The organism is Tomitella gaofuii, assembly GCF_014126825.1.
Taxonomy (GTDB): Bacteria; Actinomycetota; Actinomycetes; order Mycobacteriales; family Mycobacteriaceae; genus Tomitella; species Tomitella gaofuii.
Map to the genome: position 1 here is coordinate 1,310,901 of NZ_CP059900.1, position 26,038 is coordinate 1,336,938.

Genomic DNA, 26,038 nt, shown 5'->3' on the forward strand with positions numbered 1-26,038 from the left:
GTGCGCGGGCGCTGGGCTTGCGTGACCGTACGTCCCCCGAGCCGAGTGTTCCCGCGATCCCGCCTGTGATCCGGCTCTGCTCGAGACCCTTCACAGCTGTCGGAGCCGTTACCTGATGACCGAGAATTCCCAGTCCGAGGACACACCGGCGCAGTCCAGCCCGGGCGCGTCGTACGCCGCCGCCGGTGTGGACATCGCCGCCGGCGAGCGCGCCGTCGAGCTGTTCGCCGACCACGTCTCCAAGGCCACGCGGCCCGAGGTGGTCGGCGGCATCGGCGGCTTCGCCGGGCTATTCGCGCTCAAGGGCGGGTACCGGGAGCCGCTGCTCGCCGCCTCCTCGGACGGCGTGGGCACCAAGATCGCGGTGGCGCAGGCCATGGACAAGCACGACACCGTGGGACAGGACCTCGTTGCCATGGTCGTCGACGACCTCGTCGTCTGCGGCGCGGAACCGCTGTTCCTGCAGGACTACATCGCAGTGGGCAAGGTGGTCCCGGAACGCGTGGCGGAGATCGTCGGCGGCATCGCCGACGGGTGCGCCATCGCCGGCTGCGCCCTGCTGGGCGGTGAGACGGCGGAACACCCCGGGCTCATGGAGCCGGGCGTATACGACCTGTCCGCCACCGGCGTCGGCGTGGTCGAGGCCGAGGACGTCCTGGGCCCGGACCGTATCCGGCCCGGCGACGTCGTCATCGGAATGCGGGCGTCCGGGCTGCACTCCAACGGCTACTCCTTGGCCCGCAAGGTGCTCCTCGACATCGCACGCCTGCCGCTGGACGGCTATGTGGAGGAGTTCGATCGCACGTTGGGCGAGGAGATGCTCGAACCCACCCGCATCTACGCCAAGGACTGTCTGGCGTTGATCGCGGAGACGGAAGTGCGCACGTTCTGCCACGTCACGGGGGGAGGGCTCGCATCGAACCTGGCACGCGTCATCCCGCAGGGGCTCGTCGCCGAGGTCGATAGGGGCTCATGGACCCCGGCCGCGGTGTTCTCGCTCATCGCCCAGCGCGGCCGCGTCGAGCGCGCCGAGATGGAACAGACCTTCAACATGGGGGTGGGCATGGTGGCGGTCGTGGCGCCGGAGGACGTCGACCGTGCGCTCGCCGTTCTCACGGCCCGTCACGTGGATTCGTGGGTGCTGGGCAGCGTCCGCAAGCCCGGCGAGGGCGAGGCGGAGCGGGCGACGCTGGTGGGCGATCACCCGCGTTTCTGACCCGACGTCGGCGCAGGGCCCGGACTCCGCGGAATCGCGTGGAGACCGGGCCCGAGTCGTCTGCGGGTTCCGGAGCCAGCGGTCCGGCGGGCGTGTCGGTGGTGCGGTACGCCCGCTGCGGATGCGGGCACGAAAAAACGGTACGACGCGGGACCGGGATGTCCTGCGTCGTACCGTGTTGTCAAGGCCAGGCGAGCGCCCGCAGCTGACGGAGCGCTCGCGTGCTCGGCGGTGAGGCTCCTCAGTGACGCCACTCGTCGTGGTCGTCGTCCCACGCAGACCCTGCGTCCCGATCGGAGCGGTCGTCCTCCAGGAGGTCGCCCCCGGAGGGCGACGAGGTCGACAGCTCCTGCTGCAGGCTCTCGAAGTCGGTCGTCGGGGAGGAGTACTTCAGCTTCCGAGCAACCTTGGTCTGCTTTGCCTTCGCCCGGCCGCGGCCCATGGCTGCCCCCTTCGCGCAATGACGGGGCGGCCTGGGGAAACGTGGCGGCCCCGTACAACTGAGTATCTTTTCCTGCCCCTACTCTAGCCTGCCCGCGCGAAAAGTGCCGCCACCGCCCGCCCGCGGTGTCGCAAAATACACGTCCATAGCCCTCCGACCAGCGGTGGAACGATTCGGCGGGTTCGGGCGGACTGTACGGACACCGTCAGGTCAGCGCCCCCTCAAGCGGTCGATCGCGGCGCGGCCGGCCTGCACCCGGTCGTCGTGGGGGACGGAATCGGGGTCGATGGACGCGGCGAGGCCGCCGGCGGTGAGGGCGGTGTCCGGGGAGACCGAGCGCTTGAGCAGAGCGAGGGCGACGGGGCCCAGCTCGAAGTGGTCGATCACCGTGCCGACACGGCCCACCCTGCGGCCGTCCGCGGTGACGGCGTCGCCGGGGGCGGGGCGCTCGTCTTCGCTGCCGTCGAGGTGCAGCAGCACCAGGTTCCGCGGGGGCTTGCCCAGGTTGTGCACGCGGGCCACCGTCTCCTGCCCGCGGTAGCAGCCCTTGTCCAGGTGCACCGCACCCGCCGCGTCCGGCCCGCCGATCCAGCGGACCTCGTGGGGGATGGTGCGGTCGTCGGTGTCGACGGAGAGCCTGGGCCGCAGGGATTCGACCCGCAGCGCTTCGTACGCCCACGTGCCGGCGGGACGCGCGCCCGCCTCGGTGAGTCGTTCCCACCAGCCCGCCAGCTCGCCACGCGGAACGACGAAGTCCAGCGCGCCCTGTCCGGGCCACGGCATGCGACGGACGAATCCGCCGCCGGGCAGTGGCGAGGACGAGTACGGCCGGTCCGGCACCGGCACCATCGCCGCGAACCCCGGAGGCGGCTGCGCGTCCGCCCGGGCGCCGTCGCCGAGCACCGTGAGGACCGCGTGGTCGTCGGCGGCCTGCGGCTCCACTTTCGCCCAGAACACCATCGAGGTCAGGTAGTGGAGCAGCGAGTGCCCGTGGCCGGGCTCCGTGTCCAACCACAGGGTGTCGTCCATGTCGGTGAGCACGAAGTGCTCCTGGATGCGGCCCGCGATGTCGAGGACGAGGTCCTCGGCGCCGTCGCCGGGCGACAGGGACTCGAGGTGCTGACTGGTGAGCGAGTGCAGCCAGGTGAGGCGTTCCGGCCCGGGCACGCGGATCACGGGCCGGTGCGAGCGGTCCACCACGGCGATGCCGCGGGCGGCCGCGCGTTGCTCGCCGAACGGGTCGCCGAAATGCCATGCGACGCCGTCGTCGGAGACCACGCCCGTGCCCGGCGCGGCGGGGACGGCGCCGGATACCGACATCGACGGGCCGACGGGAGGGGGAGTGCTGACTTGGTGGGACGTGTCGTCACGTGAAGCCGAAACCACGTCCCCATCCTACGTCCGCCCCGGCGCGGCACGCTGTACATGATTGCGGGGGCGCGGGCGGGTGTCCGCATTAGGGTGGTCACATGACTGATTCGGGCGTGAACGATGGTCCTGGCGGCGCTGGTGGTGGCGGGCAGGTCGTGATGACCCTCGACGGCACGGAGCATGCGGCCGACGCCCCGCTGCTCTTCGCGGACGACCTGGCCGTGCTCCGCGGCGACGGGGTGTTCGAGACGGTACTGGTGCGTGGAGGCGCACCGCGGCTGCTGGACGCGCACATCGAGCGTCTGGCCAGGTCGGCGCGCATGCTGGAGCTGCCGTCGCCGGACAAGCAGGCGTGGCGGCGGTTGGCTGAGGCCGCCGCGGCACGGTGGGGGGCGGAGGGTGAGGGCGTGATGCGCCTCGTCCTGAGCCGCGGACGCGAGTCGGGGGGCGGGCCGACCGGATTCGCGCTCGTCTCGTCGCTGCCCGCCCGGAGTGTGCGGGTGCGCAAGGACGGCGTCGCGGTCATCACGATGGACTGCGGGAGGTCCGTGGAGACGGCGGGCGCGTCGCCGTGGGAGCTGGCGGGGGCGAAGTCCATCTCGTACGCGTCGAACATGGCGGCCCTTCGGTACGCCGAGCGGCAGGGGGCCGGGGACGTGATCCTCGTCAGCTCCGAGGGGTACGTGCTGGAGGGCCCGCGCTCGACGGTGGTGATCGCACGGGACGGCGGGTTCATCAGCCCGCCGGTGGAGCACGGAATCCTGCCGGGCACCACGCAGCATGCGCTTTTCGAGGCGGCCCGTGAACGCCGGATCAGCTGCCGGCATGCTCCGCTGCGGCCGGCGGACCTCATCGCCGCGGAAGGAGTGTGGTTGCTGTCGTCGACCACCCTGGTGGCGACCGTGCGCACGGTCAACGGGGTCGACATCGGCCGATCGGACCTGGACGGCGCCGTGCGGTCCATGGTGGAGGCGGCGGTCGGCGGCGGTTCGGGCTCCGGGGCCGACGCCGACCCGCAGAAGAGCGACGCTCCGCAGCAGGCCGGCGCCGCGCCCCGGTCTGCCACCGCTGACGCTGCGCGCGGCTAGCCGTACCGGCCCCCTTTGTCAGGATTCCGACGCGGGCGTCCACCCCGCGGCGAGGATCTTGTCGAGCCTGCCCCGGCGGCGGGGCGGGACCAGCCCGGACAGCAGAACCTGCAGCATTTCGTGGACGCGCTGGGGGAGATCGGCCCGTTGTGTCTGAAACTGGGAGAACAATTGGACGCCGGTGAAAGCGGAGACGATGAAGTGGCCCAGCGCCTCGGCGTCGACGTCCTCGCGTAGATCGCCCTCGTCGATGGCGCGGCGCGCGAGGCGTGCGCAGCCGGTGATCCAGTTCTCGTACGGGTGGTGCGGGCCGTCCGTGAGGCTCAATTCAAGGGTGATGCGCATGCCGGCCCGGACTATCGGGTCTTCCAGGATCTGCCGTGCCATCTCGTGGCAGACCATGACGATCTTCTCCAACGCCGTGGCGTCCGACGCTTCGATGGTCTCGACGGCGGCGACGGACTGACGCTGCTGTGCTGCGATGACCTCGCGGGCGAGGGATTCCTTGGTCTTGAAGTGGAAGTACAGCGCGCCCTTCGTCGTTCCGGCGGCCTCGACGACTTCGTTCAGGCTGGCCCCGTCGTAGCCGTACCGCTCGAAGGCGATGGCCGCGCCTTTGACTATGAGGGCGCGCGTGGTGAAGGCACGGGCCTGTTTGACCATCGCACTAACCTCCAGGGCGTGGGCCGGGCCGCGCCACGGCGGATCGGTGGGGCACCGATGCGGTGTGCGGCGTCATCGAACGGCGGACCGGTCGCCGCGTACCAGGCTGCGGCCGCGGACGACTATCGACTCGGCACGAGTAGAACGTGTCACATATTAAATTACCATCAGAAGAATTGTCGGGCGACGCGACCGCACGACTCACTGCGCGTGGGCGCCGGGGATGAACGTGACGTGACGATGCGGCGTCCGACGCAGACTGCGGAGGCGGGCCGGAGAACGCCGCCGAGGGGATGTCGACACCGGGGGTCGGCGGCGCGTGCCCATGCGCCCATGCGGCGGCAGGGGCGGGCCTGGAGAGATGCGGGATGGCGGGCGCCGTGCGGGCGCGTGCGGGACCGCGCCCGCACGCGCCCTCGGCGTGCCGAAAGCGGGGGCGGACGGTCAGCCGGCGTAGCGGCTGAGTCGCGCCGACATGTGCGGGCGGGGTTCGCCGTCGGCGAAGGCGCGCTCCTCGACATACGCGAGGTCGCCGCCCTCGACGATCCCGTAGATGCGGGTGGCGCCGCCATAGTGGGGGCCGGTGGCGCTGCGGATGACGACATCGGTCGCCATCTCCCACGAGGACTGGTTGCGCGGCGCGCCGTAGAACATCTCGATCACGCCGGAACTGTGAGTGAGCATGAACTCGATGACATCGTCGTCGGTGATGCGCCAGAAACCCGATTCGCGGAGAGTGGGGCGGGCATATGCGCCCTCATCGTCGAGCAGCCATGCGCGAGCCTCCCAGGAGAGATACGCGCCGCCGTCGTGGGTGACGGTGATCTGCTGGCCGAATCGGTGCCCGCCCAGCTCGGGGGAGTCCCCCTCGCCCTCGCCGCGCCACACCCCCACCAGCGGAAGCAGCGCCAGCAGCGCAGGGTTGAGGTCCGGCCCCTGCCGCAGGTTTGCGGTGTCGTCCGGCAGCGGCAGGCCCGCGAGGTTGCCAACGTTGCGGTCGGACGTGCCGGTGGCGGCGGCCCGCTCGGCAGCCTCGGAGACAGCCCGGTTGGCGGAACCCGCGACGGGCGGCTGCCCGCCGGCGCCGTCCCCGGCCGGGGCGTCGCTCGACGGCCCCGACATCACTGTTCGGGGGACTCGTTCGTGATCGTGCGCATCACCGTGTAGACGGCGAACCACGCGATGGCGATGCTGCACAGGACCAGGAGGATCGTAAAGAAGATTTCCACGTCGGTCATCCTATCGTGATCGGGCTCGGGGGAAGGCGCGCAGGGCCGCAGGGAGGGCAGGCCGCATGCGTGAGGGCCCGGCACCAGGCGGTGCCGGGCCCTCACGCCCCGGTCACGGCCGGGGCGTATGTCAGCAGCAGTTACGCGGCGAGGGTGATGGTCGTCTCGTGGACTCCCGGCCCGGACGGCGCGACGGTCGTGTCGCCGTTGCCGGCCGACGACAGCGCGCGGACGGTCCAGCTGCCCGGTCCGGCGAAGAACCGGAAGTCGCCGGTTGCGGACGCCACCACCTCCGCGGTGAACTCGCCCGACGAGTCGAGCAGCCGGACGAACGCGCCGCCCACCGGCTGGCCGTCCTTACCCACGACCCGGCCGGTGATGACGGTCTCGGTCTCGGCGTCGACCCCGGCGGGGAGGGTCTGACTCTGCACTGGTGCTCCGCACATGGTGTTCTCCCTAGTGTGTTCCGGTGCGCCCTCAGGCGCCCTGCTCGATGGGGGCGCCGACGAGCGAGCCGTACTCGACCCAGCTGCCGTCGTAGTTCTTGACGTTCTTCTTGCCGAGGATCTCCTGCAGGACGAACCAGGTGTGGCTGGAACGCTCGCCGATGCGGCAGTAGGCGATGGTCTCCTTGGCGTCGTCGAACCCCTTGGCGCCGTAGAGGGCGGAAAGCTCCTCGTCGGACTTGAAGGTGCCGTCCTCGTTGGCGGCCTGGCTCCAGGGCACGTTGAGCGCTCCGGGGACGTGTCCGCGGCCCTGCGCCTGCTCCTGCGGCAGGTGCGCGGGCGCGGCCAGCTCGCCGGAGAACTCGCCGGGGGAGCGGACGTCGACCAGGTTCTGGTTTCCGATGGCGGCGATGACGTCGTCGCGGTAGGCGCGGATCGACGCGTCGGGCTCCTGCGCCGCGTACTCGGTGGCGGGGCGGCGCACCGTATCGGTGGACAGCGGGCGGGCGTCGAGCTCCCATTTCTTGCGGCCGCCGTCGATGAGCTTGACGTCCTGGTGGCCGTAGTACTTCAGGTACCAGTAGGCGTAGGCGGCGAACCAGTTGTTGTTGCCGCCGTAGAGGACGACGGTGTCGTCGTTGGCGATGCCGCGCTCGGAGAGGAGGCGGCTGAAGCCCTCGCGGTCGAGGAAATCGCGGCGGACCGCATCCTGCAGGTCCGCGCGCCAGTCCAGGCGCACGGCGCCCTCGATGTGTCCGGTCTCGTACGCGCTGGTGTCTTCGTCGACCTCGACGAAGACGACGCCGTCCGCGCCGATGTTCTTCTGTGCCCAGTCGGTGCTGACCAGGACGTCGGAGCGTGCCATGAGGTTCCTTCCTCGCTGTGCCACCGCAGCAGGCGGTGACGCTGTGTGTGACTCTCGATCAGTGGATGCGAAAATCGTTCCCCGGCACCGTGATGCCGGAAGTATCTGGATGATGGCCGCGCGGGAGCGGCCGGGTTTCCGAACGGGTGCGGCCGCCAGTGCGACGTGCCGCCCGCCGGTGGGGCACCGGATCCGGGTGCCGGCGATGCCGCGGGGAGGCGGCGTCACCGGTGGAGCGGAATCCGGTCATGACATTCGCAGGTAGGCGAGCATCGGGTACATCCTGCAGCCCAGGCAGACGCCGAAGGCTGCGTTCAACAGTGCTGCGAACAGCGCGAACGCGGTGGCGATGGCGCCGAGCAACGGCATCCCCGCCGTGTAACCGGCGAGGCCGACGACCGCGAAGGCGAGGCCCACCGTCTGCGCAAAACGCAGGGGCGCCACCGGCTCCCGCTCCGCCGGAGGCGTGAGGCGGGGGGCGACGAGGCGGGCGAAGAACCAACCGTACGGGCTGCGGCGCGGGCCGAAGGCGGCGCCGGCGGCGAACACCAGGGCCTGAACGGCGAGCAGCCACCAAGCACCGGTGAGCAGCACGACCGCGAGAACGGCGGTCGTGACGGCGGCGGCGAAGCGGGGACCGCGGACGTCCACGCCGACGCCCGGCGACGCGGGGGCCGGACGCGTGGCGTCGCGTTCGGTGGATTCCAGAGGCATCGGGTGCGTGCTCCTTGGGCTGCTGAGGATGCCGCGCGACGTGATGACGACTGCGGCTGCCGGTGACCGGCGGGGGACTGCGTGGGCGGCGTGCGAGGTTTCGGCGATCCGGACGATGCCCCGGAGAGCGATGTATCTCGAAGTCCGTGGTGGGGGATCCCCGCCGGAACCGTGGCGGCGCTATCGGTGGAAGCGACCTTTGCCTTGCCCGTTGATCAGCAACAGGAACAGCAACAGCCCCCGAGGCGGCACAGGTCGACTGCGCGGCGTCGGGTGAGCATCATTCGCTCGTGGCTTGTCTGCACAGGATGAGGCTACCGTGCCGCGTGCGGTCTGCGCCACTCCGGGGTGCGGCGCGGGGGTGCCGGGGCGCACCCGGTGCGGCGTTCCGGTACGCCGCACCGGTGGTTCAGCGCAGGGAGCGCAGCGCGTCGGCCAGTGCCGACGTATCCGGCACACCGCTGATCCGCCCGTGCTGTGAGCCGTCGCTTCTGTAGAGGAACGTCGTGGGCAGCGACATCACGTGCAGGCGGCGGGCCAGCGCGGCGTGCTCGTCCAGGTCGAGCTCGAGGTCCTGCACGGGCGCGCCCGCGGGGTCCTCCTCCGCGAGTCGTTCCACGGTGCCGGCCACCACGCGGCGCACCGCCGCGCACGGTCCGCACCACGAGGCGGAGAAGTGCACGACCGCAGGTCCGTCGTCGCGCAGTCCCGCGGCGCGCAGCAGCGCCAGATCGTCGTCCGGCCGCCCCGCCCCGCCCGGGTCGTCTGTGGCCGGAGGCGGACCGTCGGTCTGCCCGCCGCCGGACGGCCGCACCTTCCCGGAGCGGGCACGCAGCGCCAGCCCGACGGCCACGGCGAGGACGATCACGACGACGAGGATCACCGCTTCTCTCATCCGACCCCCTCCGGGCCCGTCGTGTCCCTCGGGGTGACGAGTTCGGTCAGGCGGACCCGCACGTCGTCGGCATCGCCCTGCACGACGATGTTGGTCCCCGCGGAATGCACGCGGGTGGCGTCGAGGCCGTACGGAAGCGCGCGGGCATCGATGGTGACGGCGAACTGCGGGCCGACCACCTCGATCGACGGCACGGGCTCCGGATCGATCCCCGGCGCGCCGGAGCGCGGCCACACCGCGCTCGGGACTATCGACAGCATGCCCTTGTCCAACACCAGGTATGCGACGACGGACACAGCGCTGCGCACCGGGCCGGACTCGTCAGCGGACGTCTGCACTGTGCCGGTCAACAGCACGCGGTGGGCGCTCAACGGGGGGCCATAGGTCAGGGCTCCCGCAGGAGGGGCGTCCTCGGCCGCCGGCGGCTCGGACACCTCGAGGTCCGGTACGCCGAGCAGCCGCCCCAGGGTGGTCTGGCCGATCACCCAACTCGCGGTGGCGTGCTCGGCGCGGATGGTCGCACGGGGGTCGGCGATGATCCCGTCGTCCGGGAAGCGGACACCGGTGAAGCGGCTTTCGACCGTCGTGCGATAGGCGATCGGGGTGGGCACGTCCTGCGCGCTGACGGTGATGGCGGAGGCGTGGCCGCGGGGCACCGACCACAGGAACGGGAACGCGGAGATCGAGACCTCGGGGTCGCTGCCCAGCGCGGCGGTGCCGCGTACCGCCCGCGAGACGCGGTACTCGGTCGCGATCGCGGCGCCGAAGTCGACGACGACGAGCAGCGCCAGCAGCGCCGCCAGTCCCAGGACGAGTTTCCGCACCGGACCATTGTCGCCGATCCCGCAGGGCGCGCTTCGGGCGGAGGGGCCTGCCGATAGGATCGGTGCAAAGCGATGGATCCGCTGTGCGCGCGGGGGCCGGTTTCCGCGGTCCCGCCCGGGACGCAGTGTTCAGGCCGCGACGGCCGGGGCCGCCGGGGGATCCATGGCCTCCGGGAGGGAGTCCGGGTGGACCTGCTGTTGTTGTCGGCGGCGGACGACGCGGCCGCAGTGCTGCCGCCGCTCGGCCTGCTCGCACACGGGGTCGAGGTGGTCTCCACGCTCGCCGCCGCCCCGGAGAAGGCGGTGCGCGCGGACGTGATCGTCGTCGACGCGCTGACGGATCTTCCCCGGGCGCGCGCAGCGTCGGCCTCCCTGGCGGCCGCGGTGCCGGAGGTGCCGGTTCTGGTCGTCGTCACCGAGGGCGACGCGATCGCGTTGAACGCCGAGTGGGCGCTCGCGGATTTCGTACTGTCCTCCGCGGGCCCGGCGGAGGTCGACGCCCGTCTGCGCCTGCTCGGAGCGCGTGCTGCCCGAGGCGGAGGGTCTCGCGAGCCGGACGGCGCCGCAGCGTCCACGGTCACGTTGGGGGAGCTGGTGATCGATGAGGAGACGTACACCGCGCGGCTTCGCGGCCGTCCGGTGGATCTGACCTACAAGGAATTCGAGCTGCTGAAGTTCCTCTGCCACAGCCCCGGACGCGTGTACACCCGCGCGCAGCTGCTGCACGAGGTGTGGGGGTACGACTACTTCGGCGGCACGAGGACGGTGGACGTGCATGTCCGCCGCCTGCGCGCGAAACTCGGCAGCGAATACGAGTCGATGATCGGTACCGTTCGGAATGTGGGGTACAAGTCGGTTCCGCAGCCGGGGTCACGCGAACCGGGCGACTGACGCCGCAGGATCCGGCGCCGGTCGCACCCACGCCGTTGGATGCGTGCCGCGCGGTGGAGCCGACGCGGCACCTGTGCGAGGAGGTCGGGAGAATGTCTGGTCCACAGGATCACACGGGAGGCGCCGCGGGACGGGGCGGTGCGGGCGGCCATCAGTTGCGGCGCACGCCGCAGTTGACGCAGCAGGAGGCCGATGCGGTGCGGTCGGCGGTCGCTGTGACGACCCGAGTGGACGGGGTGGAACCGATCGGCGACGGCCCGATGCGCAGCCTCGCAGGTGGCGACGGGGTGCTGCACCTGCTGGTGCGTGATGCCTCCGGGAGGCTGTTGGCCTACGCGAACATCGACGCGCCGAAGACCCCGCGTGCGATGGTCGAGGCGTTCGTGGTGCCGGACGCACGGGGCACGGGCATCGCGTCGGCGTTGCTGCAGGCCGCCACGGCGGAGGCCGGCTCGCAGGGGCGCATCTGGGCGCACGGTGACGGGGCGGCGGCGCGCGCGGTGGCCGAGCGCATGGACATGGACGTCCGGCGGGAACTGTTGCAGCTCGCGCGTCCGCTCACAGACCCGGCCCTGCCGTCGTTGCGCGTACCGGACGGCGTCACGATCCGCGGCTTCCGCGACGACGACGAGGCGGAGCTGTTGCGCGTCAACAACGCCGCCTTCAGCTGGCACCCGGAACAGGGCGGGTGGACCGGCGACGACTTCGCCGAGCACCGCGCTCAGCCCTGGTTCGACCCCGACGGCATCTTCCTCGCGTTCGACGAGGCGCGTCCCGAGGCCCTCCTCGGCTTCCACTGGACGAAGGTCCACCCGGCGCACGGCGACGCACCGCCCCTCGGGGAGGTCTACGTGCTGGGTGTGGACCCGGCCGCGCAGGGGCGCGGTCTGGGGGCGGTGCTCACGCTCGTCGGCCTCGAGCACCTGCGCGACCTGGGGCTGGACACGGTGATGCTCTACGTGGAGGGCGACAACACCGCCGCCGTCAACACGTATACGCGGCTGGGCTTCACGCGTTCGCGCGCCGACGTGGCCTACGGCTGGTCCAGCTGACGGCGGACCGCCGATGATGGTCACCCACAGTTCCGCGGGCGTTCACTCTTGCGCTGTGGCGCGGTAATCCCCGGCTTTTAACGTTCGCATCGACGGCAGGTCGCCGTCGATGCGAACCGAGGGGAACGAGTGCAGACACCACAGCTGCAGAACGGCCGCGCGACGCGACGGGGCCGGGCGAATCGTCGGACCGCCGCGGCGGGACGGACGATCGGAACACTGGGACTCGCCGCCGCGACGGTGATGACGGTCGCGGCATGCGGAAGCGACAACAACAGTGCCGCCGCCGCGGCCGGCACCGGGGCGGCCGCCGCCGCACAGGACTTCCAGGTCGATTGCACCGACGCGCGCGCACTGTCCGCGGCCGGTTCATCGGCGCAGAAGAACGCGATGGACCAGTTCACGGCCGCCTACATCGCGGCATGCGGCGACCAGGGCGCCAATCTCGCCTACACGGCGAGCGGCTCCGGAGACGGCCGCAAGCAGTTCATCGCGGACCAGGTCGACTTCGCCGGTTCGGACTCGGCGATCACGGGCGAACAGCAGCAGCAGGCGATGGCCCGCTGCGGCGGCGGCGAGGTGTGGAACCTCCCGATGGTGTTCGGTCCCGTGGCGCTGGCCTACAACCTGCCCGGCGTGGACGGGCTGGTGCTGGACGGGCCCACGGCGGCCAAGATCTTCTCCGGCCAGGTCACCATGTGGAATGATCCGTCGATCGCCGCGCTGAACCCGGACGCCGCACTGCCCGCGATGCCGATCGGCGTGGTCTACCGTTCCGACTCGTCCGGCACCACCGACAACTTCCAGACCTACCTGGAGACCGCGTCGGACGGCGTGTGGACACAGGGCGCGGGTTCCGACTTCGTCGGCGGCGTGGGCAACGGGTCGAAGGGCTCGGCAGGAGTGGCGCAGGCCGTCTCCTCCGCAGAAGGGTCGATCACCTACGTGGAGGCGTCGTTCGCCACGCAGTCCGGGCTGCAGACCGCGCGGATCGACAGCGGCGCCGGGCCCGTGGAACTGACCCCCCAGACCGCGGCGACCGCGATCTCGCAGGTCGAGTTCGTCAACCCGGGCAGCAACGACCTCGCGATGGACCTGACGTCGATCTACGGCACCGAGGAACCCGGCGCGTACCCGCTGGTGCTGGCCACCTACGAGATCGTCTGCGGCAGCGGCTACGACGAGCAGACGGCGGGCGCGGTCAAAGCGTTCCTGAACGTCGCCGCCGGGCCGGGGCAGAAGGGGCTCGCGGACATCGGCTACGTCCCGCTGCCCGACGACCTGCGCTCCACGCTGACCGATGCGATCGACTCGATCACGGCCGGTTGATCGGAAGATGACGACGATGCTTCGGCAGCCGGGAACCGTGGGTACGCGGACGCGCGCCCACGGTTCCGGCGGGGCGGACGGTGGAGATCACGGCAGCGGCGGGCGGTTCGACCGGCGCCGGACGCGGGCCGAGTCGACGGGGCGCACCGGCGACCGCGTGCTGCGATCGGCGACGACGGCGGCCGCGGTCGGGGTGTCCGCGATGGTGGCCGCGATCGGGATCTTCCTGGCCTGGCGCGCGGTGCCCGCACTGCAACGCAATGAGGCCAACTTCCTCACCTCGCACGAATGGTCCACGACGGACATCCAGCACCTCGCGTTCGGCATCGCCGACCTGCTCGCGCTCACCGTCTTCGTCTCGGCGTTCGCGTTGATGATGGCGATGCCGGTGTCGTTCGGGATCGCGGTGTTCGTGACGCGCTACGCGCCGCGCCGTCTCGCCCGGCCGATCTCCTACATCGTGGACCTGCTGGCCGCAGTCCCGTCCGTCGTCTACGGCTTGTGGGGGCTGCTGGTGCTCGCGCCGGCGTTGGAACCGGTGGCAACGTGGTTGAACAGCACCTTCGGCTGGTTCCCGCTGTTCGCCACCGGGTCCGGATCCGTCGCCGGCGGCGGCACCGTGTTCACCGCGGGCATCGTCCTCGCCGTGATGATCATCCCCATCATCGCCGGGGTGACCCGCGAAGTGTTCACACAGACCCCGCGCGAGCACGTGGAGGCGGCGCTCGCACTGGGGGCGACCCGTTGGGAGGTGGTGCGGCTCGCGGTGCTGCCGTTCGGCCGCAGCGGGTTCATCGGAGCATCGATGCTGGGGCTGGGCCGGGCGCTCGGCGAGACGATGGCGCTGTACATGGTGCTGCAGACGACGTCTGCGGCGTTCGGCTGGTCGCTCTTCGACAGCGGCGCCTCGATCGCGTCGAAGATCGCCCTCGGCTATGCGGAATTCAACAACGCACTGCAGGCGGGCGCCTATATCGCCGCCGGGCTGGTGCTGTTCGCGCTCACGTTCGTCGTGGGCGCGGGGGCCCGGCTGATCGCGGCGCGCGGGAACGGAGGCAGGTCATGACCGTCGATTCCGGAGTACGGGCCGCAGGACCGTCCGTGTCGTTCATCCCGACCTCCCTCCGGCGTCGCACCGTCGACGGAGCGGCGGGCGTACTGGTGTGGGCGAGTGTGGCCGCGGCGCTGGTTCCGCTGGCCTGGATCCTGTGGACGGTCGTCGCCAAGGGGCTGCCGGCGGTCACCTCGTCGACGTGGTTCACCCACTCGCTCAGCGGCCTGTCCTCGACCACCCCCGGCGGGGGCGTCTACCACGCCATCATCGGCACGCTTCTGCAGGGCCTGGTGTGCTCTGCGATCGCGATACCGGCGGGGATCCTCGTCGCCGTGTACCTGGTCGAGTACGCCGGCCCGTCGCGGCTCGGCCGGGTGACGACCTTCATGGTCGATGTCCTCGCGGGGGTGCCGTCGATCGTCGCGGCCTTGTTCATCTACGCGCTGTGGGTGGTGACCTTCGGTTTCGACAGGTCGGGCATCGCGGTGTCGCTGGCGTTGGTGCTGCTGATGGTGCCGATGGTGGTGCGGTCGACCGAGGAGATGCTGCGGATCGTCCCGGGCGACCTGCGTGAAGCGTCGTACGCGCTGGGCGTCCCGCAGTGGAAGACGATAGCCAAGGTGGTGCTGCCCACGGCGTTGCCGGGCATCGTCACCGGAACGATGCTCGCCGTCGCGAGGGTGCTCGGCGAGACTGCGCCGCTGCTGATCCTCGTCGGGTACGCGCCGTTCATCAACTTCGACCTGGGGTCGGGGGAGATGGGGACGCTGCCCGGCCTGATCGTCGACCAGATGAACAACCCCAGCGCTGTCGGCGCGGACCGCATGTGGGGCTCGGCGCTCACGCTCATCGGCATGGTCGCCGTCCTCAGCATCGCGGCGACGCTGCTGGCGCGGCGGTCCACGGTGCGCGGCGGCAACAGGTGAGTCCGACGGCGGGGCCGGCGGGCCCCGCCGCAATCCGTACCGGGGAGCGTTCCCCGGATTCACATCTCGAGAAGGAGGGCCCTCGATGACCAGGCGTGTGGACCTGCAGAACGTCAACATCCACTACGGCGACTTCCACGCCGTGGCCGACGTCGACCTGACGATGCCGGCGCACAGCGTCACCGCGCTGATCGGGCCGTCGGGCTGCGGCAAGTCGACCGTGCTCCGGTCGATCAACCGGATGCACGAGGTGACTCCCGGCGCGCGCGTGGAGGGCAGCATCCGGCTCGACGACGAGGACATCTACGGTGCGGGCGTGGACCCGGTGGCGGTGCGCCGCACGATCGGCATGGTGTTCCAGCGTCCCAATCCCTTCCCCACCATGTCGATCCGCGAGAACGTCGTGGCGGGCCTGCGTCTGCAGGGCATGCGCGACAAGTCCGCGCTGGCCGAGATCACCGAGCAGGCGTTGCGCGGGGCGAATCTGTGGGGCGAGGTGAAGGACCGGCTCGGCGCGCCGGGCGGCGGACTCTCGGGCGGGCAGCAGCAACGGCTGTGCATCGCACGCGCGATCGCGGTCTCGCCGCAGGTGCTTCTCATGGACGAGCCGTGCTCGTCTCTCGACCCCATCTCGACGCTCGCGGTCGAAGAACTCATCGCCGAGCTGAAGCAGCAGTACACGGTGGTCATCGTCACTCACAACATGCAGCAGGCGGCGCGGGTGAGCGACCGGACCGCCTTTTTCAACCTCGCGGGCGTGGGGCTGCCCGGCCGGTTGGTCGAGGTGGACGATACCGAGACGATTTTCTCCAACCCTGCCCAGCAGGCCACCGAGGACTACATCTCGGGCCGTTTCGGGTGACGGGGCCGACCGTAGTGTGTGTGCGGGGACCAGGATGGGTCGCGGAGGGTATGGTGTATAGCACAGTTCATCCGTGATGCTGCCGGGTCGGTGATTCGGTGCCCGGAGACCCGATCCCCGGAGACCCGGTGCCCGGCGACGCGGCGGATGTTGCGGGACGCCGGAGCACAGCGATGACGGATTCGACCACGAATGCCGCGCCCGCGGGGGAGCTCGCGGAGCGGGTGCTCGCGAGCGCGGTGGCGACTATCGATCTCCTCTCGATTGCACTGGGCGACAGCCTCGGCTACTACCGTCTGCTCGTGCGGCGCCCGCTCACCTCGCCGCAGTTGGCGGAGGCCTCGGGTACTGACGAGCGATACGCCCGCGAGTGGCTCGAACAGCAGGCGGTCACCGGCCTGCTCAACGTCGCCGACCCCACGGCGGCGCCCCGCGAGAGGCGGTACAGCCCTGTCGACGGTGTGACCGAGGTGCTGTGCGACGGCACGAGTCTGGACTTTCTCGCGCCGCTGGCGCGTCAGCTCGCCGCCGCCGGCCGTCAGCTTCCGGCGCTCGCCACGGCCTACCGCACAGGCGGAGGGGTGCCGTGGTCGCAATTCGGTGCCGATATGCGCGAGTCCGAGGCCGACCTGAACCGTCCCGGCTTCGAGCGGCTGCTCGTCGACGACTGGCTCGGCACACTGCCTGATGTCCGGTCCCGCCTGGCCGGGGCTCAGCCGGCGCGGGTCGCCGACATCGGCTGCGGGGCGGGGTGGTCGGCGATCGCGCTTGCGCGCGGGTTCCCGACTATCGTCGTCGACGGGTTCGACCTGGACGCGGAGTCCGTCGAGCTCGCGCGGCGCAATGTCGCGGACGCGGGTATGGCCGACCGCATCCGGATGCACTGCGCGGATATCGCCACGATGCGTACCGATCTCCGATACGACTTGGTCACCGCGCTGGAATGCCTCCACGATCTGCCGTTTCCGGTGGAGTCACTCGCGGCGATGCGTGGCCTCGCCGGAGCGGGCGGCACCGTGCTGGTCGCTGACATGAAGGTTGCCGACGCGTTCGAGGCCCCGGGCGACGACGTGGAACGCCTGATGTACGGATTCAGTCTGTTCGTATGCCTCGCCGACAGCAAGAGCACCCCGGGGTCGGCGGCCACCGGGACGGTCCTACGACGGCCGACGGTCGAACGCTGGGCCCGGGAGGCCGGATACGGCCGGTGCACGACGCTTTCGGTATCGCACGATCTGTGGCGCTTCTACCGCCTGGACCCGTGAGTACGTCGACGGGCCCGTGCCCCCGATCGGGGGACGCGGCCGGGACGGTCACCCCTGCGGTGGGTCCGACGACCGCGCGCGCTGGTCGTCACAGGGCTCAGAGCAGTTCGTGGTCGACGATCTGATCCGGCATCTCGCCCGTCGCCAGGAACACCACCCGGCGGGCGACTTGGACAGCGTGGTCGGCGAAGCGCTCGTAGAACCGGCCCAGCAGTGTCACGTCCACCGCCGTCCCCACGCCGTGCCGCCACTCCCGGTCCATCAGCACAGTGAGCAGGTGGCGGTGCAGGTCGTCCATCGCGTCGTCCTCGGCCTGCAGTCCGCGCGCACGCTGCGGGTCGTGTGTGACGAGGACTTCGCGCGCCGCGTCGGCGAGGGCCACCGCGATGCGGCCCATCTCCGCGACGTGTCCGCCGACCTCCTCCGGAAGCGCATGCTCGGGGTGGTTCCGCTCGGCGACCTTCGCGATGTGCGCCGCCAGAGCGCCCATGCGCTTGAGGTCGGCGACGATCTGGATGCCGCTGACGATCTGGCGCAGGTCCCCGGCCACCGGAGCCTGCAGTGCGAGGAGCGCGAACGCCTGCTCCTCGCACTGCGCGGCCAGCCCGTCGAATACGGGCCGCGTGGACTGCACTTTCCGGGCGAGCGGCAGGTCCGCCTGGAGCAGCGCCTCGGTGGCCTGGTCCATGGCGTCTTCCGCGAGACCGCACATCTCCGCCAGGCCGGTGGAGAGCTGATCGAGTTGCTCGGTATACAAGGTTCGCACGGACCCCAGCCTAGGCGGCCATGCCGACGGGACGGTTCGGTCGCCGTGAATTCGAGGTGAACGTCCGGTCCGCCGCGCGGGCCGTCGGCGGGTGACCTCCGGTCCCGTGTCGGTCAGCCGCAGCTGACGTCGCCCGCATTGACGACGCTGACATCCAACGGCACCGATCCCGACTCGGTGCTGTCCCCGGCGAGCACCGGGTTGAGCACCGATCCGGGGGCGGCCGGGCTGATGATGGATTGCGGGGAGTTGTCGCTGAGCAGTACCTCGACGATCGAACCCAACCCGCTGGTGCGCTGCAGTTTCGCCCCCGGGAAGGCCGAGGCCACGGTGGCCGCCGCCGCGAGGTTGTCGCCGGAGAACTGGATGACCGTCCCGGGGACGTCCGAGGTGTGGTTGCCGACGCTGTAAATTTGGAACCCCTCGGCACCGAGGTCGTCGGCGGTCGCCGAGGCGAACCCGTTGATGCTCGACGCATTGCTCACCTGCACCGGGATCGACCCCGGCGACATCGCATGCACCTGGGGTGCGTCCGCGCCGTTCCCGGTGCCCGGGTCCGCCGGGGCGCCGGTGGGAACGGGAGCTTCGCTGGTGGCCGCCGCGGCCTTCGTATCCTTGCGTTGCTCCCCGGGCAGCGGTTCGTCGTCGATGATCGCGTCGAAGATGGCGCGGATGGCGCTCAGCCGCGGCGTCTCGTTGCCCCAGGCGTCGGTGCCGTCGGTGGGGGCGGTGAGGAAGGTGACCTGATCGGCGTCGACGTTCTGCAGCGAGCGGCCGAGCGTGATGAGTGCCTGCGTGTCGAGGTTGTCCCCGAAGGAGGCCTTGATGAACTCGTTGATGAACGAATTCAGTTTGCCCGGGTCTAGCAGAACATTGTGCGACAAGGCTTTGCGCAGCAACGAGGACAGGAACATCTGCTGGCGTTTGATGCGCCCGTAGTCGCCGTTGCCCTCCGCCTCGACCTTGCGGGCCCGCACGTACTCCAGGGCGGTCGTGCCGCTGATGGTCTGCGGGCCCGGCTCCGGCAGGATCGTGCCCAATTCGTCGTCCACCAGGGGCCTGGTGGTGCACACTTCGACGCCGCCGACGGTGTCGACCATCGCCTCGAAGCCGGCGAAGTCCATGCCCAGGAAGTGGTTGACTTTGATCCCCGAGAGCTTCTGGATCACCTGGACGAGGCACCGGGGGCCGCCGAAGGAGTACGCGCTGTTGAGCTTGACGTCGTCCTCCGCCGGTACGATCTCGTCGGTGTAGGTGCCGGACGAGTTGTCCCAGCGTTCGCAGGCAGGCCGGTCGATGTTGAGATCGCGCGGGAACGAGACGCCCACGACGCGGCTGCGGTCGGCCGGGATGTTGACCAGCATGATCGTGTCCGAGCGGGCGCCCTCGACCTGCGTGGAGGTGCCGGCGCCGACGTCGGCGTTCGCGCCGGCGCGGGTGTCGGTGCCGATGATGAGGTAGTTCTCATCGCCGTACTGCCCGGCGGGGTTGCGCACGTCGTCGGAGTTCTGGTCCAGCGCGGAGACCTGGGTGTACTGGCTGTCGGTGATGCGCAGGTAGCTCCACACGGCGCCGGTCACCACCAGGGAGAGCACCGACACCAAGGCGACGGCAACGTGGCTGAGGCGCAGCCAATAGTTGGGGTGGCGGCCATTGTCGGCGCGGTCGTGGTGGAGGCGTCCCGGGATGTTCAGCGGCAGCGCGGAACGGATCCACGAGGCGGACTCCGGTGCGGAACGGGGTTCGTCGTCGTCCGGGTCCTGGTGCGGCGAGCCGGAGTGCGCCAGGCCGTCGTCGAGAGCGGGGGCTTCCGGTGCCGGGCCGTCGTGCTCGGGACCATCCTGCGGGGTTCCATCAGCCGGTCGTCCGTTCCGCGGCGGTGCCGCGGCAGCCGGGGGCGCCGCGGCAGCTGGGGGAGGGGCCGGCGATTCGGGGCTCTCCGAGGCCGTGTCCGCGGGAGCCTGCGTGTCCGTGTCCTCGGGGACCTGACGGGTTCCGGGGTCCTGCTGCGCCGAAGCTTCGGGGGAGGAGGGGGCCTGGCCCGGATGGCCTATGCGTGCGATGAGGTCGGCGACGGTGACACGGCCGTGCGGGTGCGTGCCGGCCGCGCCGAGCCTGCGCCGTCCGCCGTCGTCGCCGCGGCCCGCGCGGTCCTCGGCGATCCCGCCGCCGGGGTCGGGGTCGGCGGGCGAGTCCGCCGGAGGGATCTCCTCGCTGCGGATGCGCGACAGGGGCCGCTCCCAGGGGGCGGTGAAACGGTGATCGTCTGTCACTGCCCGCCCTTCATGCTCGTCGACTCGTCGGCCGTCCATGGTGGCCCGGTGCCACCGGTGTGTGCGTATCGCCTTGCCGCCGTTCGCGGCCGACGGCAGCCCTGCCCGCTGTCCTGCCCGCGCCCGGCGCTACCCGGGGCGTGGTGTCCGGTCGATCACTCATCGTACTGATCGGCCGGTTCCGGTGCCGTGACGCCCACCCAGGGATCAGCCGCCCGAGTTCATCACGTCCGCGCCGAACGGCACCGTCGCGTCGTCCGGGTCGTCCAGCCAGCCCTCGGGCAGGACGACCTTGCCCGGCGACCCCTGCCGCCCGCGCGGTTGGTAGCCGTCGGCGGGGAAGGGCACGTCCGGGTCGAGGCGCCCCAGGAGGTCCTCGAACTCGGCCATGCCGGTGACCCGCGCCAGCTGTACCCGCAATTCCGAACCGGCCGGGAAGCCGTGAAGGTACCAGGCGATGTGCTTGCGGATCTCGCGGCAGCCCTTGAGTTCACCGTGGTGGGCGATGAGCAGTTCCAGGTGCCGTCGCATGATCCGTGTCACTTCGCCGAGCGTGGGGGGCACCGGCATCTCGCGACCGCTCAGATGCGCGTCCAGCTCGACGAACAGCCACGGCCGTCCCAGGCAGCCGCGCCCGATGACGACGCCGTCGCAACCAGTCTCCGCCATCATCCGCGAGGCGTCCTGCGCGGTGAAGATGTCGCCGTTGCCGAGCACGGGGATCTGCGGGACGTGCTCGACGAGCCGGGCGATCTGCGACCAGTCCGAGTGCCCCGAATAGCGTTGCTCGGCCGTGCGTGCATGCAGGGCCAGCGCGACCGCGCCCTCCTCTGCGGCGATGCGCCCGGCGTCCAGATGGGTGTGATGGTCGTCGTCGATGCCCACGCGGAACTTCACCGTCACCGGCACGCCGCTGCCCTCGGTGGCCCTGACGGCTGCCGCCACGATCTGCCGGAACAGTGCCCGCTTGTACGGCAGCGCGGAGCCGCCGCCGCGCCGCGTCACTTTGGGGACCGGGCAGCCGAAGTTCATGTCGATGTGGTCGGCCAGGTCTTCGTCGACGATCATCTTCGCCGCGTCGTAGGTGGTGGCCGGGTCGACCGTGTACAGCTGCAGCGAGCGCGGCGACTCGTCCGGCCCGAAGGTGGTCATGTGCATCGTCACCGGATGCCGCTCGACCAGGGCGCGAGCGGTCACCATCTCGCACACGTAGAGTCCCGCGGCGCCGCCGGACCGTTCCTGCTCCACCTCGCGGCACAGCGTGCGGAAAGCGACGTTCGTCACCCCCGCCATGGGGGCGAGCACCACCGGGCTGCGCAGCGCGAACGGGCCGATGGTCAAGGGGGCGGGGCGGGTCTGCAGGGAAAGCACCCGTCCATTGTGCCGGAACTCAGCCGGCGAGCGACTCCCGGCGCTTGCGATCGCGTTCGAGGGCGCGGTGGCGGGTCTCTTCGAAACGCTCGACCTTGCCCTCGAGATCGTCGATGAAGGCGCCGATGCGGTCCCGCTGCCGCTCCCCCTCGCCGGTGTAGTCGGTGCGATCCATGATGTTCCACTTGCGCAGGACGGGCTTGACGACCTCGTTGAGGTGCTGTCCCAGGTCGTAGATGCCGTTCTTCGCGATGAGCACCGCGTTGCGACGGAAGTCGGGCATGCCGTGTCCGGGCATCTCGAAGGCCTCGAGGATGTCGGCGATGGCGCCCACGGCCTGGTCGGGCGCGAGCTCCAGGGCGGACTCGCACAGATTGCGGTAGAAGACCATGTGCAGGTTCTCATCCGCGGCGACGCGCTGCAGCATGCGGTCGGCGACCGGGTCGCCGCAGGCCTTGCCGGTGTTGCGGTGGCTCACGCGCGTGGCCAGCTCCTGAAACGTCACATAGGCAAGCGAGTGCAGGATGTCCTTGTCGGTCTGCGGGTTGTAGCCGGTGATCATGTGCTGCATGCGCGCGCGTTCGAGCGCCACCGGGTCGACGCCGCGGGTGACCACGAGGTAGTCGCGCATCACGATCGCGTGCCGATTCTCCTCCGCGGTCCACGTGCCCACCCACGTGCCCCACGGCCCGTCCAGGGAGAAGTTCGTGGCGATCTCACGGTGGTAGGAGGGAAGGTTGTCCTCCGTGAGCAGGTTCGTGATCATCGCGGCCTTGGCGGTGGGGTCGAGGCGGGACTGCTCCTCGTCCCAATCCACGCCGCCCATCGCCGCGAAGTTGGTGCCCTCGTCCCACGGGACGTAGTCGTGCGGGTGCCACTCCTTGGCCATCGATTGGTGTCGGTTGAGGTTGGCCTCGACCACCGGCTCGAGTTCGGTGAGCAATTCGAGCTCGGTCAGCGTGCTGGTCATCGGTTCCCTCCCGATCGCGATTCCGGACACGGCCACCTTACGGCACCGTAGGTATCGGAGGAAGGGTCCCGGGAGTTGAATTCGACGAACGCCGGTGCGCGGTTGCGCGGAAGGGCATCCTGGGGTCAGGGGCCGCGCTGTGGCGGCCTGGAACCTGGCGACGGGAGGACGCAGATGTCAATCGCGACCATTGATCCGACCACCGGTGAACTCGTCCGCGAGTTCGACGAGATGTCCGAAGACGAGGTCGAGCAGCGCATCGCACTGGCGCACGAGGCGTATCTGCGGCACCGCCTGACCGGCTTCGACGAGCGTGCCCGCCTCATGCGGGCGGCGGCGGACCTGATGGATTCGGAGGCCGACGGGCTCTCCGAGACGATGACGGTGGAGATGGGCAAGACCCGCGAGTCGGCCCGAGGCGAGATCGCCAAGGGCACGAAGACGATGCGGTACTACGCCGACAATGCCGAGAAGTTCCTCGCCGACGCCCCGGGGGACACGGCCGCCGTCAAGGCGCGGGACGCTTACGTGAAGTACCTGCCCATCGGCCCGGTGCTCGCGGTGATGCCGTGGAACTTCCCGTTGTGGCAGGTCGTGCGCTTCGCCGCCCCCGCGCTGATGGCCGGCAACGTGGGCCTGCTCAAGCACGCGTCCAACGTGCCGCAGTGCGCGCAGTACCTCGGCGATGTGTTCACGCGCGCCGGTTTCGCCGAGGGCTGCTTCCAAACCCTCCTCATCGGTTCCCGCCGCGTCGAGGCCGTGCTGCGCGACCCCCGCGTGCAGGCGGCGACGCTGACCGGCTCGGAGCCCGCCGGGCGTTCCGTCGCGTCGATCGCGGGTGACGAGATCAAGCACACGGTGCTCGAACTCGGCGGCAGCGACCCCTTCGTCGTCATGCCGACCGCGGACATCGACCGCGCGGTGAAGACTGCGGTGTTCGCCCGTACGCAGAACAACGGCCAGTCGTGCATCGGAGCCAAGCGGTTCATCGTTCACGTGGACGTCTACGACGAGTTCAGCGAGAAGTTCGTCGCGGGCATGAACGCGCTGCGCGTCGGCAACCCCATGGAGGACGGTGTCGACATCGGCCCGCTCGCCACCGAGCAGGGACGCAAGGACGTCGAGGCGCTCGTCGATCCGGCGCTCGAGGCCGGGGCGAAGGCGCTGTGCGGCGGCAAGCGGTTGGACGGAGCGGGATGGTTCTACCCGCCCACCGTCCTCACCGGCATCACACCGGAGATGGACATCTATTACAAGGAGGTGTTCGGGCCGGTCGCGTCGCTGTATCGGGTGACGGACATCGACGAGGCCGTCGCGCTGGCGAACGTCGTCGATTTCGGGCTCGGCGCGGTGGCATGGACCGAGGACCCGGACGAGCGCGCCCGGTTCATCCGCGATCTGGAGGCCGGCGCGGTGACGATCAACGGGATGACGACGTCGTACCCGGAGCTGCCGTTCGGCGGCGTCAAGCGCTCCGGATACGGTCGCGAGCTCCACGCCGAGGGCATCCGAGAATTCTGCAACGCCAAGACGGTGTGGGTGGGCGAGTAGCCGCGTCCCCGGCGGATGCGTCCGCCGGGGACGGCCTTCGCACGATATGTCCGATGTGTGGGACCGCGGCTGAAAATGTGGGTCCCGGCACGGTGGGATGCGCGATATGACGATCGGAACCGGGAACACGGGCGGGGTCACGGCGAGCGGCCCCGCGGAGGAAACGGCGACGCGCGCGGCGCGCGGCGGAGACGGTGAGTACGTGGCGCCGACGAGCGAGTCGGCGGACGTCGAGCGGCTGCTGCCGGAAGAGGCCGCGGCCCGGGGGCTCACCTTCGCCGACGTCCTCATGCGGCGCCGCGGCGACGACCATCCGGGCATGCTGTTCGAAGACTCGACGTGGTCCTGGGCGCAGGTGGTTCAGGAGGCCGTCGACCGCGCAGTCGTGCTGCGCGGGCTGCGGCGCGACGGCAAGCACTTCCACGTGGGCGTGCTCCTCGAGAACGTGCCGGAGTACATCTTCCTCATCGCGGCGGCGGGGCTCTCGGGGGCGACGCTGGTGGGCATCAACCCCACCCGCCGGGGCGCGGAACTCGCGGCCGACATCCGCGGGGTGGACTGCGACCTGATCCTCACCGATGCGGTGCAGGGTGCGGTGCTGGACGGTCTGGACACGGGCGTCGACGACGACCGGATCATCGACGTGGAGGGCGCGCGGTGGCGCGGACTGCTCGCCGACGCGGCGGGTTCCGACGTGCCGGACGTGCCGGAGGCGCACGACCCGTCCCGGGTCCTGCTGCTCACGTTCACGTCCGGCTCGACCGGAGCCCCCAAGGCGGTCATCTGCAGCAGCGGCCGGCTGGCGGCTCTCGCGGCGATCAACCACCTGTCGTTCGTGCGCGACGACGTCACCTACAACTCGATGCCGCTGTTCCACGGCAACGCGATCTTCTCCTGCTGGGCCCCGTCGGTGTTCACCGGCGCGACGTTCAGCATGCGCCGCAAGTTCTCGGCGTCCGGGTTCCTTCCGGACGTGCGCAAGTTCGGGGCGACGTTCTTCAATTACGTAGGCCGGTCGCTCGCCTACATCCTCGCCGTGGCGGAGACGCCGGAGGAGGCGGACACCCGGCTCCGCACGGTGTTCGGCACGGAGGCCGCACCGCACGATCGCGACGAGTTCGAGCGGCGGTTCGGAGTGCGGCCCATCGAAAGCTACGGGTCGTCCGAGGGCGGCTGCATCGTCAGTCAGACGCCCGATGCGCCCGCGCAGTCGCTGGGGCGGCCGCCGATCTTCATGGACGTGCGGGTGCTCGACGACGACGGGGCCGAATGCCCGCCGGCCGAGTTCGACGCGGACGGGAAGATCACCAACGCCGCCGCCGCGATCGGCGAGCTGACCACGCTCAACGGCGCGGCGATGTTCGAGGGGTACTACAAGAATCCGGAGGCCACTGCGGACCGGATCGACGGCGAGGCCTACCGCACCGGCGACCTGGCCTACCGGGACGCCGACGGCTTCTTCTACTTCGCCGGACGCAAGGGCGATTGGATGCGGGTGGACAGCGAGAACTTCTCGGCCGCCCCGGTGGAGCGGATCCTGGCCCGGTTCCCCGGGGTGTCGCTGGTCGCGGTGTACCCGGTGCCGGATCCGCGCACGGGCGACCAGGTGATGGCGACCATCCAGATGCTCGGCGGCACCGCGTTCGACCCGGCCGAGTTCGGCCGGTTCCTGGCCGCCCAGCCGGATCTGGGCACCAAGTGGGCGCCGCGCTTCGTGCGCATCACCTCGACGATCCCGGTGACGGCCACCCGCAAGATCGACAAGCCCAAGCTGCGCCGCGAATCGTGGGTGGACGCGCACACCGTGTACGTCGGCGACACGAAGACCCTCGAATACGCCGAGCTCGACGGGCCGGTGCGCGAGGAACTGCTGTTGGAGTACGCGAAGTACGACAGGTCCCCGGCGTAAGGACAGGTCCCCGGCGTAAGAGCCCATGATGGCGGACGGCGGCCCCCGGAGGTGCATCCTCCGGGG

25 protein-coding genes are annotated in these 26,038 nt (G+C 70.6%); 11 read left to right on the plus strand and 14 right to left on the minus strand.

The genetic code is table 11. The features are described 5' to 3' along the window. Nucleotides 1-115: 115 nt before the first annotated feature. Nucleotides 116-1,216, plus strand: coding sequence for a phosphoribosylformylglycinamidine cyclo-ligase (purM, locus tag H4F70_RS05965; protein ID WP_182359364.1), 1,101 nt, complete (start codon nt 116-118; stop codon nt 1,214-1,216). A gap of 241 nt (nt 1,217-1,457) precedes the next feature. Here the strand turns inward: purM and H4F70_RS05970 are convergent, their stop codons facing one another. Together H4F70_RS05970 and ygfZ are read right to left on the minus strand one after the other, a co-directional pair. Continuing rightward, complete coding sequence (locus H4F70_RS05970) at nt 1,458-1,658, minus strand: DUF3073 domain-containing protein (RefSeq protein WP_182359365.1); 201 nt, start codon at nt 1,656-1,658, stop codon at nt 1,458-1,460. 210 nt (nt 1,659-1,868) lie between these two features. Next, a complete protein-coding gene (ygfZ, locus tag H4F70_RS05975) occupies nt 1,869-2,978 on the minus strand; it encodes a CAF17-like 4Fe-4S cluster assembly/insertion protein YgfZ (RefSeq protein WP_182359366.1) in 1,110 nt (369 codons plus the stop codon). Nucleotides 2,979-3,127: 149 nt separating this feature from the next. Here ygfZ and H4F70_RS05980 point away from each other — a divergent pair, with 149 nt between their 5' ends. After that, complete coding sequence (locus tag H4F70_RS05980) at nt 3,128-4,117, plus strand: aminodeoxychorismate lyase (protein WP_182359367.1); 990 nt, start codon at nt 3,128-3,130, stop codon at nt 4,115-4,117. Between the two features lie 18 nt (nt 4,118-4,135). Here H4F70_RS05980 and H4F70_RS05985 read toward each other — a convergent pair whose 3' ends face one another. The 8 genes from H4F70_RS05985 to H4F70_RS06015 all read right to left on the minus strand — a co-directional run bounded on the left by H4F70_RS05985 (nt 4,136) and on the right by H4F70_RS06015 (nt 9,753). Then, nucleotides 4,136-4,780 (minus strand): ScbR family autoregulator-binding transcription factor, encoded by a 645-nt coding sequence (locus H4F70_RS05985; RefSeq protein ID WP_182359368.1) that lies wholly within the window; start codon nt 4,778-4,780, stop codon nt 4,136-4,138. 444 nt (nt 4,781-5,224) lie between these two features. After that, on the minus strand, nt 5,225-5,902 hold the full coding sequence (locus H4F70_RS05990; protein ID WP_182359369.1) for a heme-binding beta-barrel domain-containing protein: 678 nt from the start codon (nt 5,900-5,902) through the stop codon (nt 5,225-5,227). Nucleotides 5,903-6,149: 247 nt separating this feature from the next. Next, on the minus strand, nt 6,150-6,455 hold the full coding sequence (locus tag H4F70_RS05995; RefSeq protein ID WP_182345979.1) for a DUF1416 domain-containing protein: 306 nt from the start codon (nt 6,453-6,455) through the stop codon (nt 6,150-6,152). Nucleotides 6,456-6,486: 31 nt separating this feature from the next. Further along, a complete protein-coding gene (locus tag H4F70_RS06000; protein ID WP_182359370.1) occupies nt 6,487-7,320 on the minus strand; it encodes a sulfurtransferase in 834 nt (277 codons plus the stop codon). 246 nt (nt 7,321-7,566) lie between these two features. Next, the gene (locus H4F70_RS06005; RefSeq protein WP_182359371.1) at nt 7,567-8,034 is read right to left on the minus strand and encodes a DUF4395 domain-containing protein; all 468 of its coding nucleotides are present in this window, start codon (nt 8,032-8,034) and stop codon (nt 7,567-7,569) included. A 215-nt stretch (nt 8,035-8,249) separates the two neighbouring features. Then, on the minus strand, nt 8,250-8,318 hold the full coding sequence (locus tag H4F70_RS21090) for a putative leader peptide (RefSeq protein WP_372435213.1): 69 nt from the start codon (nt 8,316-8,318) through the stop codon (nt 8,250-8,252). Nucleotides 8,319-8,443: 125 nt separating this feature from the next. Beyond that, entirely contained in the window at nt 8,444-8,929 is a 486-nt protein-coding gene (locus tag H4F70_RS06010) for a thioredoxin family protein (protein WP_182359372.1), read from the minus strand. After that, nucleotides 8,926-9,753 (minus strand): LmeA family phospholipid-binding protein, encoded by an 828-nt coding sequence (locus H4F70_RS06015; RefSeq protein WP_182359374.1) that lies wholly within the window; start codon nt 9,751-9,753, stop codon nt 8,926-8,928. Before H4F70_RS06015 ends, H4F70_RS06010 begins: the two co-directional genes overlap by 4 nt. Before the next feature lie 186 nt (nt 9,754-9,939). Between H4F70_RS06015 and H4F70_RS06020 the strand changes: the two genes are divergently transcribed. The 7 genes from H4F70_RS06020 (at nt 9,940) to H4F70_RS06050 (ending at nt 17,132) form a co-directional block, all read left to right on the plus strand. Next, nucleotides 9,940-10,644: a winged helix-turn-helix domain-containing protein gene (locus H4F70_RS06020; protein ID WP_182359376.1), complete on the plus strand. Its 705-nt coding sequence runs from the start codon at nt 9,940-9,942 to the stop codon at nt 10,642-10,644. Between the two features lie 92 nt (nt 10,645-10,736). Then, complete coding sequence (gene mshD / locus H4F70_RS06025; RefSeq protein WP_182359378.1) at nt 10,737-11,696, plus strand: mycothiol synthase; 960 nt, start codon at nt 10,737-10,739, stop codon at nt 11,694-11,696. Nucleotides 11,697-11,939: 243 nt separating this feature from the next. Beyond that, on the plus strand, nt 11,940-13,025 hold the full coding sequence (pstS, locus tag H4F70_RS06030) for a phosphate ABC transporter substrate-binding protein PstS (protein ID WP_182360216.1): 1,086 nt from the start codon (nt 11,940-11,942) through the stop codon (nt 13,023-13,025). A gap of 16 nt (nt 13,026-13,041) precedes the next feature. Beyond that, the gene (pstC, locus tag H4F70_RS06035; RefSeq protein WP_182360217.1) at nt 13,042-14,091 is read left to right on the plus strand and encodes a phosphate ABC transporter permease subunit PstC; all 1,050 of its coding nucleotides are present in this window, start codon (nt 13,042-13,044) and stop codon (nt 14,089-14,091) included. Beyond that, a complete protein-coding gene (gene pstA, locus H4F70_RS06040; RefSeq protein WP_182359380.1) occupies nt 14,088-15,005 on the plus strand; it encodes a phosphate ABC transporter permease PstA in 918 nt (305 codons plus the stop codon). Before pstC ends, pstA begins: the two co-directional genes overlap by 4 nt. A gap of 85 nt (nt 15,006-15,090) precedes the next feature. Then, nucleotides 15,091-15,867 carry a phosphate ABC transporter ATP-binding protein PstB gene (gene pstB, locus H4F70_RS06045; RefSeq protein ID WP_182345971.1) on the plus strand — a complete coding sequence of 259 codons (777 nt, stop codon included), beginning with the start codon at nt 15,091-15,093 and terminating at the stop codon, nt 15,865-15,867. A 173-nt stretch (nt 15,868-16,040) separates the two neighbouring features. Continuing rightward, the gene (locus tag H4F70_RS06050; RefSeq protein ID WP_182359382.1) at nt 16,041-17,132 is read left to right on the plus strand and encodes a class I SAM-dependent methyltransferase; all 1,092 of its coding nucleotides are present in this window, start codon (nt 16,041-16,043) and stop codon (nt 17,130-17,132) included. 97 nt (nt 17,133-17,229) lie between these two features. Here H4F70_RS06050 and phoU read toward each other — a convergent pair whose 3' ends face one another. The 4 genes from phoU to H4F70_RS06070 all read right to left on the minus strand — a co-directional run bounded on the left by phoU (nt 17,230) and on the right by H4F70_RS06070 (nt 22,512). Beyond that, complete coding sequence (gene phoU, locus H4F70_RS06055; RefSeq protein WP_182359384.1) at nt 17,230-17,898, minus strand: phosphate signaling complex protein PhoU; 669 nt, start codon at nt 17,896-17,898, stop codon at nt 17,230-17,232. 113 nt (nt 17,899-18,011) lie between these two features. Further along, entirely contained in the window at nt 18,012-20,171 is a 2,160-nt protein-coding gene (locus H4F70_RS06060) for an LCP family protein (protein ID WP_235681365.1), read from the minus strand. A 207-nt stretch (nt 20,172-20,378) separates the two neighbouring features. Further along, entirely contained in the window at nt 20,379-21,533 is a 1,155-nt protein-coding gene (gene dusB / locus H4F70_RS06065; protein WP_268968387.1) for a tRNA dihydrouridine synthase DusB, read from the minus strand. A 28-nt stretch (nt 21,534-21,561) separates the two neighbouring features. Next, nucleotides 21,562-22,512, minus strand: coding sequence for an acyl-ACP desaturase (locus H4F70_RS06070; RefSeq protein ID WP_182359388.1), 951 nt, complete (start codon nt 22,510-22,512; stop codon nt 21,562-21,564). Between the two features lie 174 nt (nt 22,513-22,686). Between H4F70_RS06070 and H4F70_RS06075 the strand changes: the two genes are divergently transcribed. Beyond that, entirely contained in the window at nt 22,687-24,063 is a 1,377-nt protein-coding gene (locus H4F70_RS06075) for an NADP-dependent succinic semialdehyde dehydrogenase (protein ID WP_182359390.1), read from the plus strand. 106 nt (nt 24,064-24,169) lie between these two features. Then, nucleotides 24,170-25,972 carry an AMP-binding protein gene (locus H4F70_RS06080; RefSeq protein WP_182359392.1) on the plus strand — a complete coding sequence of 601 codons (1,803 nt, stop codon included), beginning with the start codon at nt 24,170-24,172 and terminating at the stop codon, nt 25,970-25,972. The last annotated feature ends 66 nt before the right edge of the window (nt 25,973-26,038 follow it).

Coding starts and splice junctions, on each gene's coding strand:
- purM (WP_182359364.1), top strand. CDS start 116: ATGACCGAGAATTCCCAGTCCGAGGACACACCGGCGCAGTCCAGCCCG.
- H4F70_RS05970 (WP_182359365.1), bottom strand. CDS start 1,658: ATGGGCCGCGGCCGGGCGAAGGCAAAGCAGACCAAGGTTGCTCGGAAG.
- ygfZ (WP_182359366.1), bottom strand. CDS start 2,978: ATGTCGGTATCCGGCGCCGTCCCCGCCGCGCCGGGCACGGGCGTGGTC.
- H4F70_RS05980 (WP_182359367.1), top strand. CDS start 3,128: ATGACTGATTCGGGCGTGAACGATGGTCCTGGCGGCGCTGGTGGTGGC.
- H4F70_RS05985 (WP_182359368.1), bottom strand. CDS start 4,780: ATGGTCAAACAGGCCCGTGCCTTCACCACGCGCGCCCTCATAGTCAAA.
- H4F70_RS05990 (WP_182359369.1), bottom strand. CDS start 5,902: ATGTCGGGGCCGTCGAGCGACGCCCCGGCCGGGGACGGCGCCGGCGGG.
- H4F70_RS05995 (WP_182345979.1), bottom strand. CDS start 6,455: ATGTGCGGAGCACCAGTGCAGAGTCAGACCCTCCCCGCCGGGGTCGAC.
- H4F70_RS06000 (WP_182359370.1), bottom strand. CDS start 7,320: ATGGCACGCTCCGACGTCCTGGTCAGCACCGACTGGGCACAGAAGAAC.
- H4F70_RS06005 (WP_182359371.1), bottom strand. CDS start 8,034: ATGCCTCTGGAATCCACCGAACGCGACGCCACGCGTCCGGCCCCCGCG.
- H4F70_RS06010 (WP_182359372.1), bottom strand. CDS start 8,929: ATGAGAGAAGCGGTGATCCTCGTCGTCGTGATCGTCCTCGCCGTGGCC.
- mshD (WP_182359378.1), top strand. CDS start 10,737: ATGTCTGGTCCACAGGATCACACGGGAGGCGCCGCGGGACGGGGCGGT.
- pstS (WP_182360216.1), top strand. CDS start 11,940: ATGACGGTCGCGGCATGCGGAAGCGACAACAACAGTGCCGCCGCCGCG.
- pstC (WP_182360217.1), top strand. CDS start 13,042: ATGCTTCGGCAGCCGGGAACCGTGGGTACGCGGACGCGCGCCCACGGT.
- pstA (WP_182359380.1), top strand. CDS start 14,088: ATGACCGTCGATTCCGGAGTACGGGCCGCAGGACCGTCCGTGTCGTTC.
- pstB (WP_182345971.1), top strand. CDS start 15,091: ATGACCAGGCGTGTGGACCTGCAGAACGTCAACATCCACTACGGCGAC.
- H4F70_RS06050 (WP_182359382.1), top strand. CDS start 16,041: ATGACGGATTCGACCACGAATGCCGCGCCCGCGGGGGAGCTCGCGGAG.
- H4F70_RS06070 (WP_182359388.1), bottom strand. CDS start 22,512: ATGACCAGCACGCTGACCGAGCTCGAATTGCTCACCGAACTCGAGCCG.
- H4F70_RS06075 (WP_182359390.1), top strand. CDS start 22,687: ATGTCAATCGCGACCATTGATCCGACCACCGGTGAACTCGTCCGCGAG.
- H4F70_RS06080 (WP_182359392.1), top strand. CDS start 24,170: ATGACGATCGGAACCGGGAACACGGGCGGGGTCACGGCGAGCGGCCCC.